General features: G+C 50.4%; 14 protein-coding genes. 10 read left to right on the forward strand and 4 right to left on the reverse strand.

The genetic code is table 11. The annotated features are described in order from the left end of the window. Positions 1 to 22 precede the first annotated feature (22 nt). Positions 23 to 1,042 (forward strand): globin-coupled sensor protein, encoded by a 1,020-nt coding sequence (locus L3D05_RS18655; protein ID WP_239617833.1) that lies wholly within the window; start codon positions 23 to 25, stop codon positions 1,040 to 1,042. A gap of 93 nt (positions 1,043 to 1,135) precedes the next feature. Here the strand turns inward: L3D05_RS18655 and L3D05_RS18660 are convergent, their stop codons facing one another. After that, complete coding sequence (locus L3D05_RS18660; RefSeq protein ID WP_239617834.1) at positions 1,136 to 1,747, reverse strand: superoxide dismutase; 612 nt, start codon at positions 1,745 to 1,747, stop codon at positions 1,136 to 1,138. Positions 1,748 to 2,140: 393 nt separating this feature from the next. On the opposite strand from L3D05_RS18660, the gene L3D05_RS18665 reads away from it, so the two are divergent. From L3D05_RS18665 to queG, 4 genes are all read left to right on the forward strand, one after another. Beyond that, a complete protein-coding gene (locus L3D05_RS18665) occupies positions 2,141 to 2,563 on the forward strand; it encodes a GNAT family N-acetyltransferase (protein WP_239617835.1) in 423 nt (140 codons plus the stop codon). A 135-nt stretch (positions 2,564 to 2,698) separates the two neighbouring features. Next, positions 2,699 to 3,280: a DUF402 domain-containing protein gene (locus tag L3D05_RS18670; RefSeq protein WP_239617836.1), complete on the forward strand. Its 582-nt coding sequence runs from the start codon at positions 2,699 to 2,701 to the stop codon at positions 3,278 to 3,280. Continuing rightward, positions 3,277 to 3,885: a signal peptidase I gene (gene lepB / locus L3D05_RS18675; RefSeq protein WP_239617837.1), complete on the forward strand. Its 609-nt coding sequence runs from the start codon at positions 3,277 to 3,279 to the stop codon at positions 3,883 to 3,885. The genes L3D05_RS18670 and lepB overlap by 4 nt, the downstream gene beginning before the upstream one ends. An 8-nt stretch (positions 3,886 to 3,893) precedes the next feature. Next, entirely contained in the window at positions 3,894 to 5,060 is a 1,167-nt protein-coding gene (gene queG, locus L3D05_RS18680) for a tRNA epoxyqueuosine(34) reductase QueG (RefSeq protein ID WP_239617838.1), read from the forward strand. Positions 5,061 to 5,112: 52 nt separating this feature from the next. On the opposite strand, the gene L3D05_RS18685 is transcribed toward queG, so the two are convergent. From L3D05_RS18685 to L3D05_RS18695, 3 genes are read right to left on the reverse strand one after another with little or no spacing between them, the layout of a single operon-like run. Then, positions 5,113 to 5,913, reverse strand: coding sequence for an ABC transporter ATP-binding protein (locus L3D05_RS18685; protein ID WP_239617839.1), 801 nt, complete (start codon positions 5,911 to 5,913; stop codon positions 5,113 to 5,115). 51 nt (positions 5,914 to 5,964) lie between these two features. Next, on the reverse strand, positions 5,965 to 7,008 hold the full coding sequence (locus L3D05_RS18690) for a FecCD family ABC transporter permease (RefSeq protein WP_239617840.1): 1,044 nt from the start codon (positions 7,006 to 7,008) through the stop codon (positions 5,965 to 5,967). Further along, a complete protein-coding gene (locus L3D05_RS18695; protein WP_239617841.1) occupies positions 7,005 to 7,991 on the reverse strand; it encodes a FecCD family ABC transporter permease in 987 nt (328 codons plus the stop codon). Before L3D05_RS18695 ends, L3D05_RS18690 begins: the two co-directional genes overlap by 4 nt. A gap of 219 nt (positions 7,992 to 8,210) precedes the next feature. Here L3D05_RS18695 and L3D05_RS18700 point away from each other — a divergent pair, with 219 nt between their 5' ends. The 5 genes from L3D05_RS18700 (at position 8,211) to L3D05_RS18720 (ending at position 12,699) form a co-directional block, all read left to right on the forward strand. Continuing rightward, positions 8,211 to 9,227, forward strand: coding sequence for an ABC transporter substrate-binding protein (locus L3D05_RS18700; RefSeq protein WP_239617842.1), 1,017 nt, complete (start codon positions 8,211 to 8,213; stop codon positions 9,225 to 9,227). 141 nt (positions 9,228 to 9,368) lie between these two features. Continuing rightward, entirely contained in the window at positions 9,369 to 10,391 is a 1,023-nt protein-coding gene (locus L3D05_RS18705; RefSeq protein ID WP_239617843.1) for an HD-GYP domain-containing protein, read from the forward strand. Positions 10,392 to 10,491: 100 nt separating this feature from the next. Next, entirely contained in the window at positions 10,492 to 10,788 is a 297-nt protein-coding gene (locus L3D05_RS18710; protein ID WP_369417993.1) for a YneF family protein, read from the forward strand. Between the two features lie 14 nt (positions 10,789 to 10,802). Next, entirely contained in the window at positions 10,803 to 11,396 is a 594-nt protein-coding gene (folE, locus tag L3D05_RS18715; RefSeq protein WP_239617844.1) for a GTP cyclohydrolase I FolE, read from the forward strand. Between the two features lie 226 nt (positions 11,397 to 11,622). Next, the gene (locus L3D05_RS18720; RefSeq protein WP_239617845.1) at positions 11,623 to 12,699 is read left to right on the forward strand and encodes a Gfo/Idh/MocA family protein; all 1,077 of its coding nucleotides are present in this window, start codon (positions 11,623 to 11,625) and stop codon (positions 12,697 to 12,699) included. Positions 12,700 to 12,776 lie beyond the last annotated feature (77 nt).

Raw genomic sequence — 12,776 nt, forward strand, 5'->3', positions numbered from 1 at the left:
CCTAGATTAGGAGGAACTGGAAATGATTCAGGTGAACGCGGCAAGATTGAAGCAGTTGAACTACATAGGGATTTCGGAAGAAGACTTGGCATTCCTGAAATCCAAGCAATCGGAATTTAAGACGATCACGACTACTGTCGTGGACGAGCTGTACGCACGCATTACGGAACAGCCGGAGCTAATCAAGCTCATTCAATCCCATAGCACGATCGAAAGATTGAAGCAAACCCAAATTTGGTATTTTCAATCTCTTACAGAAGGCTATATCGACGATGAGTTTTTCAGCAAAAGACTGTTTATCGGGAAGGTTCATTCCAAAATCGGATTGACGACGCAATGGTACTTAGGCACGTATATCCTTTACTTGGACATCGCGACTGCGCATCTCAAACGGATTTTACCGGAAGAGTGGTTGAAAATTACCCATGTGTTAAGCAAGCTGTTCAATTTGGATTCCCAGATCGTTCTGGAAGCGTATGAGCAGGACGAGAAAGCCAAGATCGAGCGATTAGTCGAGAAAAGGCAATACATGCTGACAAAGGTGAGCACGGCGGTTCAGGAACTATCCTCGATGATGGTTCAACTTAGCGCGAGCAGCACAATGGTCGCAACGAACGCTTCACATACGGCCGAAGTTCAAGAGAATTCGCATACGAAAGTCGGGGAACTGTCCAGCAGTATCGACGAAATCAATCAACTCGGCTCGACGATGCGCGAAATATCCGATCAAACGCATTTGATCGGTTTGAACGCGGCTCTTGAAGCAGCGCGCGCGGGTGAAGCCGGATTAGGCTTCGAGGTCGTTGCCAACGAGATCCGCAAGCTGGCGACGAACTCCAAGCAGTCATTGGTCACGATTCAAACGAAGCTCAAGGAAATTCGTTCGGCGCTTGACGATGTGAAGCATGGCAGCGAAGAGACCGTCCGCTTCTCCAGAGAACAAGCGGCCAGCTCGCAAGAGTTATCCTCATTCGTTCACATGATCGATACGGTAGCCGCTGAGTTAAACGAGCTATTGGAAGAGGATGGCGTCGTTGTGTAAGTCCGAATGACAAAAAAGAGATCGCTTTCCGGCGAATTGGAGGCACGTGGCCTCCGTTCCCAGGGAGCGATCTCTTTCAGTTATGCCATTAAATTACTTCGCAGCGTCGTAAATTGCGCCAACTGCGTTCCAGTCCACTACGTTCCAGAAAGCGGCGATGTAGTCAGGACGTTTGTTTTGATATTTCAGGTAGTAAGCGTGCTCCCATACGTCAAGACCGAGCAGAGGAGTTTCGCCTTCCATGATCGGGCTATCTTGGTTCGGCAAGCTGTACACTTTCAATTTGCCATCTTTGCTAAGAGCAAGCCAAGCCCATCCGGAACCGAAGCGAGTAGCGCCGGCAGCCGCGAATGTTTCTTTGAATTTCTCGAATCCGCCAAGCTCGCTATCGATAGCTGAAGCCAGAGCGCCGGATGGTTGTCCGCCGCCGCTTGGGCTGATCGTTTTCCAGAAGAAGCTGTGGTTCGCATGTCCACCGCCGTTGTTACGAACTGCAGTACGGATGCTCTCAGGTACAGCGTTCAAGTCGGAGATAAGGTTTTCTACGCTTTTGCTTTCCAACTCGGGAGCGGATTTCAAAGCGTTGTTGAGGTTCGTCACGTAAGCATTGTGGTGACGGCCGTGATGGATTTCCATCGTAGCTGTGTCGATATGCGGCTCAAGTGCGTCTGTTGCGTACGGAAGAGCTGGTAATTCGTGTGCCATGGGTAAAAAACCTCCTAAAAGTAGTTTCGATATGTAGCTTTGTTTCTCACGTTTATTATTATCCCTTATCTTTTCGATTAAATCAACATAGATGTATAAAAAGTCAAAACTCGGGGCGCTATGACAGATCTCCTCCTTCGCTGACTCTCTTAGAATCTCTAATTCGTCTCTGATTATCCAGCAAAAAAACCCGAATATCGTGAATTAATCCCATTAATGCCGTTAAACCCCCGGTAATCGTGTTGTTTAAAGCGTTTTCATAGCGTTTTCTTGCGTTTTTGCGAAAAAATTTATGTTTTTTTAATAAAAGAACTAGAAATTTCTCTAAATTGTCGTAAAATTAAGAGATCGTTAACTGGATGTAAAACCTAATACCCGGGGGAATTGTACAGCATGCAGATTCGTTCTTTCCAATTGTCAGACTACAGGTCGGTTGCCGAGCTTCTGGAAGAAGTATTATCGGAAGAGTGCTGTGAAGAGACGATGGGTGCGTTCGCTCGCCAGTTGTCTTGGGATAGCGAGTTGGTGCTTGTTGCGGAATCAGCAGGCAGCATCGCGGGAGTATTAATTGGAACGATTGATCATCATAAGGGTTATGTGTATCGCATAGCCGTTCGGAAGGAATTCAGGCTTCAGGGCGTTGGACGAGCTCTTGTTTCCAACATGAACAATCGATTCCGCCAGCGCAACGTAATGAAGGTCCTCGTTGCAGAGGACAAGCATAACGAGCATTTGCGCCCCTTTTACGATTCGTTAGGTTTAAGGCCTGTCGATTTCGTTCAGTTAACTCAGCCGCTATCGATTGTAGCAGGTTAAATCGATCACGGACGGAACAAGGAAGCATATCTTTTGCGCCATTGCTTTTGGCGGGGAGATATGCTTTTCTTATAATATCGAACATCGCTGATCTGACGGCGTATACAACTTCATGAAACAGCGGGGGGTGCCATCTTGACTAGATCAGATAATCTATATGCGAAATGCGTGATCAAGAGCTTCAAGCATGATGGTTCACTTCACCGCGTTTGGTTAGAAAATTGGCAAGTGCCGGAGGAACGGCTGCAGATAGAGCATGCAACGGCGTCTCTTTGGGTCATGTTGAATGACCATACGACGATCATTGAAGCGGATGGAAAGGAATGGATCAGCCGCGTGCCGGCGGTGTCCTTCTTTATTCCCGGGCAATGGTTCAATGTTGTCGCTCTAATCGAAGAACAAGGCATTCGTTACTATTGTAATCTGGCATCTCCTCCCTATCGATACGGAGATACTCTGACCTACATCGACTATGACTTGGATGTTGTAGTTATGCCGAGCGGAGCCGTACATGAACTAGACCGAGACGAATTTCTGCTTCATAAGGAAGAGTACCGTTATGGCGATTCTGTCGAAAGTCAGGTTGAAACCGCATTACGCGAGCTTCAAGCGAGAATCGCGAATAAAGCTTTACCGTTCGGAGATGCCGACGTTTACCGTTATTATGAACAATGGAAACAACAGATGAACGCTGAAGGAGAGATGACAATCACATGAGGCATCAAGCGGAGCCTGCTCCTTCTTCCGGTGGAGGAAGAAGACGAACGGCGCAGAAAGAAAAAAAACCAGGCTTGAGCGGATGGCGCAAGGAATTATGGGATTGGTCCAGGGCGCTTGTCGTGGCCGTTGTTATCGTATTGCTTCTGAAGGCTTACGTCTTCCAGCTCTCTACCGTGAAGAAAATCTCTATGCAGCCAACGCTCCATGAGAATGAATGGCTGTTCGTCAATAAGATTGTCCTAAAGTTAGGAAATCTAGATCGCGGCGACGTTGTTATTCTCAAGGATCCAAGCGGAGGCTCGGAAGACAAGCAGTTTCTGGTGAAACGGATTGTCGGAATTCCCGGGGATACGTTGGAAATTCGCGATGGAGAGTTATACATTAACGGAGAATTGAAAGTCGAGTCTTATACGGACGTGAAGATCGAAGACGGAGATTATCCTCTGACGACGGTTAGCCCCGGTCATTATTTCGTGATGGGGGATAACCGCCATCATAGTGCCAGTAAAGATAGCCGTGCGTTCAAGGAAGTGCCGGAAGAGCTTATTAAAGGCCGTGCAGACTTGATCGTCTGGCCGATCAGCCGCTGGGCTAAACTGTGAGGCTTGTTATGGCACAGAGAGATACGGCTTTCTGGATTCAGCTAAAAGAAGAAATGATCGACGCAGCTTCAAGCTTAGGGATCGACAAGATTGGCGTGACTTCGGCTGATCCGTTCGCGGAGTTGAAGGAGCGGCTCATTCGTCATCGCGAGCTTGGACACGAGTCCGGTTTCGAAGAACCGGATTTGGACTTAAGAACGGAGCCTTCGCTGTTAATGCCGGAAGCGCGTTCGATTATCTCGATCGCCGTCGCCTATCCATCGAAGCTGAAGAACGCGCCCGTATCGGAACCGGGCAGACGTAGGGGAATCTTATCGCGTTCCGCTTGGGGGGAAGATTACCACCAGGCGCTGCGTCGCCGGCTAACGAAGTTGACCGAATGGATTGCGGATAGAGTGCCCGAGGCTAAGCTCATGTCGATGGTTGACACGGGGGCGTTATCGGATCGTGCCGTCGCCGAGAGGGCGGGCATAGGCTGGAGCGGCAAAAACTGTTCCGTCATTACTCCGGAGTTGGGCTCTTGGGTTTACTTGGGAGAAATGATTACGAATCTTCCCATACCTCCGGACAAGGCTTTGCTGGACGGGTGCGGGGACTGCACCTTATGTATAGATGCCTGCCCGACTGGGGCGTTAGTCGGACCGGGACAATTGAATTCGCAGCGTTGTATTTCCTTTATTACGCAGACCAAAGGGATCGTAGAAGACGAGATGATGGTGAAAATCGGTAACCGCTTGTACGGTTGCGATACGTGCCAGATTGTCTGTCCCGTTAATCGGAAAATCGACTTGAGGCATCATGAGGAGCTGTTGCCCGACCCGGAGGTCGCGAAGCCGTTGCTGCGTCCGCTGCTGACGATGGGCAACCGCGAATTTCGCGAGAAGTTCGGAGCGGGCTCGGCATCTTGGCGAGGTCGCAAGCCGATTCAGCGTAATGCGCTTATCGCTTTAGGCAATTTCCGCGATGTCGAGTCGGTTCCTGACGTAGATGTCGTGTTGCGGGAAGACCCTCGTCCGGTATTGCGGGCTACTGCTGCTTGGGCGCTTGGTCGGATAGGTTCGATGGAGGCCATGGAATGTCTTCAAGCGGCCCAATCGAAAGAGCAGGATACAGAGGTGTTATTAGCCATCGAACGCGCTTTATCGGCTCCGAAATCGGACCGTACGCGTAAATAATTGGCTATTTCCGGGGAAATACGACGAAATTTAACGTAGTCAAAAGAAATGGTTATTCCTTGTTGAACGTGCGGCCTTTGCCATGAGGGATACACATCGGCGTACCGTACAAGGGATCAAGCATAATATCGCAACGGAGATGAAATACCGCTTCGATAAGCGAACTATCGACAATCTGTTCCGGTTTGCCCTCAGCATACACGGATCCGTCGCTGATAGCGACGATGTGATCCGCGTAGCGGCAAGCCAGATTAATGTCGTGGAGCACCATAACGATCGTGCGGTTGTCGCGAATGTTCAGATCGTACAACAAGTCAAGAATTTCGATCTGGTGGGCCATATCCAGATAAGTCGTTGGTTCATCCAACAGGATGATTCCCGTATCTTGGGCCAATGTCATGGCAATCCATGCCCGTTGCCGTTGTCCTCCGGATAGAGAGTCCACGGAACGTTCGGCGAACGCGCTCATTCCCGTGGAATCCAGCGCCGCCCTGACGCAGGCTTCGTCCTGCTCCGACCACTGCTGCAGCCAGCTTTGATAAGGGTAACGTCCTTGCTTGACGAGCTGCAGCACGGTCAGCCCTTCGGGCGCGGTCGGTCCTTGCGGCAGAATAGCCAGCTTCTTCGCCACTTCCTTAGTCGGATGCTTCGCAATATCCTCGCCATCAAGCAGGATCGATCCTTCGCGGGGCTTCAACAAGCGAGCCATCGAACGAAGCAATGTCGATTTACCGCAGCCGTTGCTGCCGATTAATACGGTTGTCTTGCCGATGGGAATCGATAATTCCAATTGCTCGAATATGTATTCATTATTGTAGGACAACGATAAACCCTTCGCTATTAAGCCTTCCATCACTCTTCATCCTTCCTTGGCGTTTCATGCCTAATTTGGTCAAACTCCCTATTATGCGTTTCGTTGGCGATATAACATATATAAGAAAAACGGTGCACCGATTGCCGCCGTAAAAACACCGGCTGCGATATCTTGCGGATAGAACGCGGTGCGGGCGACTAAATCCGCCAGCAATAAGATCATCGCTCCGAGCAATGCGCTTACGGGTAGGAGGCCGCCGAAGGCGGGGCCGACTAGTTTGCGGGCCATGTGGGGGGCCATCAAGCCTATGAATGAGATCGCACCACCTATTGCTACGGCCGATCCCGCAAGGGCAACGCTTAACAAAAGCAAGACGATACGTCCTCGCTGGACGTTGGAGCCGGCGCTGTTGGCTACGTCATCGCCTAGCGCTTGGACGTTCATATGGCGCGATAACAGCCACGTGAGGGGCAGTAGAATGCCTATCCAAGGTAGAAGCGTGAATACGTCCTTCGCCCATGATGTCCCGTAAATACTCCCGGTCATGAAGGTGACCGATTTAATGGCGAGCATGAACGGGCTGGAGATGATGAGCATATAGGAGAGCGATTTGAAGGCCGCGGATAATCCAGTGCCGATCAACACAAGCCGGATGGGGGCGACTCCATTTCGCCAAGCGAGCAAATAAAGGATACCGGTTACGACAAAAGCGCCGGTGATGGCCGCGACGGGCATCCATTGAATCGACAACTTATTCGTGAATAAGAAGAGGAACAGGACGGCTCCGAGTGATGCACCGTCCGTAATCCCCGTGACGTCGGGAGAAGCAAGCGGATTGCGGACAATCCCTTGCAGCACTGCCCCGGCAACGGCAAGGGAGGCGCCGACTAGCACGGCGATGACGATTCTCGGCAATCTTAGCTTCATTATGATGACGTTGTGCATCGGATCGCCTTGCCCGAAGAGCGAACGGACAACATCCCATGGGTTGATCCACAGGCTGCCGATTCCCGTGCTTAGAATCATGAGGGCGACGCATAGAATAGCTAGAATAATCGTGATGCGAATGACATTGCGGTCAACATGGAAGCTGGTCTTCGGTTGGCGAGTACGCCATGAAGTATATTTGCTCATCCGATGCGTCTCTCCTTCCGGGCGATATAGACGAAGAAAGGCACGCCCAGAATCGCAGTCATGACGCCAACGGGAATTTCGGTAGGCATGGCGATGTAACGCGAACCCAAATCCGCGGTGACAAGCAATAAAGCTCCGAGGACTGCGCTATACGGAATAATCCACCGGTAATCGCTACCTACGAGATAACGAACGATGTGGGGAATGATGATTCCTACGAATGCGATCGGGCCAGCCACTGCCACGCTCGCGCCGGCTAGCAGAATGACAGCGAGGGAAGCGGCTCCTTTAATCCGTATGGTGGACATGCCAAGTCCTTTAGCAACGCTATCGCCCATGGAAAGGACATTCATATGGTTCGATAGGAACAGCGCAACGATGAGGCCTGCCGCCATATAAGGAAGAACATTTAACAGCATGTCCATTTCCCGCCCGGCAACCGAGCCGACCATCCAGATGAGCACTTGATCGAACATTTTACCGTCCGATAACATGAAGCCTTGCGTGAGCGAGAAGAAAAAAGCGGCTATCGTCGCTCCTGCTAACGTAATCTTAATCGGCGTCATCCCATCCTTACCGACGCTGCCTAATATAAATACGATAACGCCGCTCACTGCCGCGCCTATTAAGGCTGTCCAAGTGAGCGATTGAAGGCTGCTCAGGTTGAGGATCGGGCCCGATGCAAGCACAACGAAGAATGCGGCCCCGGAATTAATGCCGAACGTGCTCGGGGAGGCGATCGGGTTACGGGTAATGACTTGCATAAGCACCCCGGCAACGGCTAAGCAAGCGCCGACGCATGCCGCGATTAATGCGCGAGGAACGCGGGTCATGCGAATGATCAAATGACTTTGGGATGCATCGTAATGGATAAACGAATCGACAACGGAAGAGATGGGGATATCCGCCACTCCGAATGCGATACTGCATAACATCGATAGGACTAATAGAAGCAAAAAAAAGATCAGTCCGAAGATTCTCATAGCGACCAGCTTTCTTGATGTAATAAGTTGTTAAGGATCCGGGGCGTCAATTGAATACTCTACTTGAGAAGTTTAGATGATGAGCTCTGCACTGTCAATGAGGATGAGAATCGTTCTCAGAATTGTTGACATTAGCGCACGAATCGAATAAATTAAGTAATGTCGTTGATAATGATTTTCAATCGCACAACATGATTATACTTAGGAGGATTAACAGAAATGAAAGCAAACGCAAGAAAACATTCCGCATGGTGGGGAATCGTGGTGCTCGTTATGGTCATGATGGTTACCGCTTGCGGCAACAACAATAAGAGTAACGGAAACGAAAGCAGCGCTCCCGCTGCATCCAATAGTTCATCGCCGGCCGGGGACAATTCAGCCGCCGGAACAGAGCGCGTCATCAAGCATGCGATGGGTGTAACGAAGATTAAGGGAACCCCTCAACGTATCGTGGTCCTGACCAATGAAGGGACGGAAGCTCTGCTCGCGCTTGGCGTGAAGCCGGTAGGAGCGGTAAAATCTTGGACGGGCTCGCCATGGTATGAGCACATTAAAGATCAAATGGATGGCGTAACGGAGCTTGGCGAAGAAGGACAGCCTAACTTGGAACTGATCGCAGGCTTGAAGCCGGATCTGATCATTGGTAACAAAATGCGCCATGAGAAAATTTATGAGCAATTGTCCGCGATTGCTCCGACCGTTGAATCCGAGACGTTGCGCGGAGAATGGAAAATTAACTTCAATCTATATGCCGATGCTCTGGACAAGTCGTCCGAAGGCGATAAACTGATTGCCGATTACGACGCAAGGATCGCGCAGTTTAAAGAGAAAGCCGGAGACAAGCTGAATGAAACCGTATCGGTTGTTCGATTCATGGGCGGCAAGACGCGCGTATACCATACGGACACGTTTACAGGCATTATTTTCAACCAAATCGGAATTGCACGGAATGCGATGACTTTGAACGCGAAGGATCAATTCGTGGATGAAATTACGAAAGAACGTCTGCCGGAGGCGGACGCGGATCGTCTCTTCTACTTCACTTACGAGACCGGAGACGGTAAAGCTTCGGAAACGGAGAAGGAATGGGTCAACGACCCGTTGTGGAAAAGCTTGAACGCCGTTAAGAACGGCAAGGTTTATAGAGTAGACGATGCCGTATGGAACACGGCTGGAGGCATTCTTGCGGCCAATCTCGTCATCGACGGATTGTACGAAATCTACGATGTGAAATAATGAATTCATACTCCTTCGCTTCCTTAATTAAGAGGAACGGAGGAGTTTTTATTTTTAGTCTGCGTACAGCATAAACTTAAGCGCCTAATTTGCCGAAATAATGCTTGTTACATCTTTAAACAAAGGCAGGAGTGGCACGAGATGAAATTAGTCGATATCGAGACGGTCGAACCGGGTCAAACACTGGGTAGAACGATCTTCTCCTCTAACGGACCGGTACTGCTCTCCAAGGGAGTACATTTAACCGTATATATGATCAGTACATTAAAGCGGATAGGCGTAACGACCATCTATATAGATGATCCGATGTACCGCGATATTTCGAGCGATGAGCTGCTCTCCGACGATACGAAACTGGCGGTCATTCACCAGATGTCCGAGATGTTCGAGTCGCTAAGGTCCGGGAAAGCCTTCAGTTCCAAAGCGATTGGCCAAACCGTGGACGACATGCTGGACGAAGTGTTGAGAAACCAAAACATTCTCATCCACCTGTCGGATATCCGCACGGCGGACAATGCCAGATTCCTGCATGCGATGAACGTATGCATGATGTCATCTCTGTTGGGGCTGAACATGGGCTTGAATATGATTCAGCTTAAGGAATTGGCAATCGGCGCCTTATTGCACGATATCGGCAAGATCGGCGCGCCGGAAGTACAGGAAGGCCGAATGCATCACTCATGGCGCGGATTCGATCTGCTGAAGAATAAACGCGAATATAGCTTGCTGATCGCTCACGTAGCCTTCCAGCATCATGAATTCGTGGACGGAACCGGGTTACCGCGAGGGTTGACGGGCGATGACATCCATACCTATGCGAAAATAGCGGCTGTCGCTAATATTTACGATAATATGATCTATCCGAACGACGATGAAGCGCCGTTAATGCCGCACGAAGCTTGCGAGCGGTTGAACGCAATGTCGGGTACGATGCTGGATCATGAAGTGTTGACCCAGTTCATGCGAATCGTATCGATCTACCCGAATGGAATATCCGTAAGGCTATCTAATCGCCAAATCGGAGTCGTCGTCAGCCAGCACCGAGGCTTGCCTGGAAGGCCAATCGTTCGCGTCATAGATAAGGATGGCGAAGACGCGGTTGGCTATGTCGAGATCGATTTGGCTCAACATCCGACGCTTTTCATAGAGGCTGTCTTATCTTAGTGCGGGAGACGGGTTTTTCCGTTTGCGCGCAAAGTTCGACCATGCTATCATAGTACAACAGCCCTGCTCAGACGCATCGTGGCGTTAGCGGGGTTTTATTATGAAAATTTCGGAGGCGCTGATTATGTGGTCCTATCTTATTCCGATCCTGACGTTAATCGTCGGCTTGGTCGTTGGATTTATCGTTGGGGTATTTTACTTGCGCTACCAAATGACGAAGATGCAGAATAATCCGGAAATGCTTCAGAAGATGGCTAAGCAAATGGGCTATAATATGAATAGCCAACAATTGGCGAAGGCTCAGCAAATGATGAAAAATCAGAACGCGGGCGGCGGAAATGCTAAGCCGACTCCCGGTGCCGGCCAAAACAGAAATAATCCAAAGTTTCGTAGATAGTAGGGGGAATGGTCATGGCGGGAGCCAAAGATTACTCCAATTCGGATGTGAGCCATAATCGTGAGAAGGTCGAATTCCACGTTCGGGAGATTCTGAAGCTGATCGGCGAAGATGTCGAGCGTGAGGGTTTGCTGGAAACGCCTGCACGGGTCACACGAATGTATGAGGAAATATTCGCCGGATACGCCGTCGATCCGAGGGACGTACTGGGCGTTACTTTCGACGAGCAGCATGAAGAGCTTGTCATCGTGAAGGATATCGTCTATTACAGCCAATGCGAGCATCATATGGCGCCTTTCTTCGGAATGGCTCATATCGGTTACATTCCTAGCGGGAAGATAGCCGGCTTGAGCAAGCTTGCTCGCTTAGTTGAAGCGGTGTCTAGACGTTTGCAGGTACAAGAAAGAATTACTTCGCAAATCGCGGACATTCTGGAAGAAGTGCTGCAGCCGCATGGCGTAATGGTCGTCGTCGAGGGAGAGCATCTGTGCATGTGCTCGCGAGGCGTGAAGAAACCTGGCAGCAAAACCGTTACATCGGCTGTTAGAGGCCAATTCCGACAAAGCTCGGCGCTCCGTTCGGAATTTCTGGAGCTGCTCAAGAGATAATGGAAGTTGCCGTCAACAACGTAGAAACGTCTGCGAATATCCGCAGACGTTTTTTTGCTGTATTAAAAAAGGAACGAAGTCACGTTCCGGCGGCTAAGGAATGCCGTTCCAACCAAAAGACCATAAGAAGTAAGCTAAATTGGTCATCTCCGTTGGAACGGTTTCTGGATTATGATGGTGGTACGCGCTTAATACAGCAGCATTATCATTGGAGGAATCTAAGATCATGTCCAGTCCGTCTAAGATTCGCATCGGCTTGATCGGTGCAGGAAATATCGGTAACGTGCATTTGCAGGAATTCGGTAAGCTGAAAGAAGAATGTGAATTCGTCGCGATTACGGACGCCTACTTGCCGCTCGCGGAGCAGAGAGCGAAGGAATACGGAATTCCCGTCGTATCGCCGACCCCGGAGGAGCTAATTCGCCGAGAAGACGTGGATGCGGTAATCGTTGCGGTTCCCAACCAAGCGCATGCTGCGTTGACCATATATGCTTTGGATCAAGGCAAACACGTGCTGGTAGAGAAACCGATGGGCCTTCATTCCGAGGCGGCCAAAGAAATCGTAAGAGCGCAGAAGCGCACGGGAAAAACGGTCATGGTAGCTCATCAGATGAGGTGGGAGCCGCTTTCCTTGCAAATCAAGGAGCAGATCGATCGCGGGGAGCTTGGCCGAATCTACACCGCCAAGACCGGCTGGTATCGCCGCAAGGGGATTCCGGGCTGGGGGACATGGTTTACCCGGCATGATCAGTCAGGCGGCGGACCATTAATCGATATCGGCGTCCATATGTTGGATTTGGCTTTCTTCCTCATGGGCGAACCGAAGCCGGTATCGGTATACGGATCCACCTACGCTGAGTTCGGCCCTCGGAAAAAAGGGATCGGTAACTGGGGCAAGCCGGATTGGAACGGAGTCTACGATGTAGAGGACTTAGCTACGGCGATCATCAAGATGGAGGATGGAACATCGCTGACTCTTGAAGTGAGTTGGGCTGTTCATATGGACACCGACAGCTCTCCTTTCCTTCACCTGATGGGTTCCGACGGCGGTGCCGTCTTGAGGGGCAGCGAGGGTAAATTCCTTACGGAGCGGTTCGACCAGACGGTTGACGTTCCGCTCGTAGCACCGACGGAAGATGAGGGCGCCCGCGTTCGCTTGAGCCGCCATTTCCTCGACTGCGTTCGCACGGGTAGAACGCCTTGGACTTCCGCGGAGACGGGATTGCGCAGTAACCTCATCATCGATGCCATCTACGAATCCTCCCGCAAGGGCGGCGAGGTAAAGCTAGATTGGAGCTTGTAAGCTGCGATAATCGATAGAGATAGGACCAAAAAACTCCAGGCGATCTGGAGTTTTTTTGGTTTGGGTCATAAACGAAA

The organism is Cohnella mopanensis (assembly GCF_022352055.1).
Classification (GTDB): Bacteria; Bacillota; Bacilli; order Paenibacillales; family Paenibacillaceae; genus Cohnella; species Cohnella mopanensis.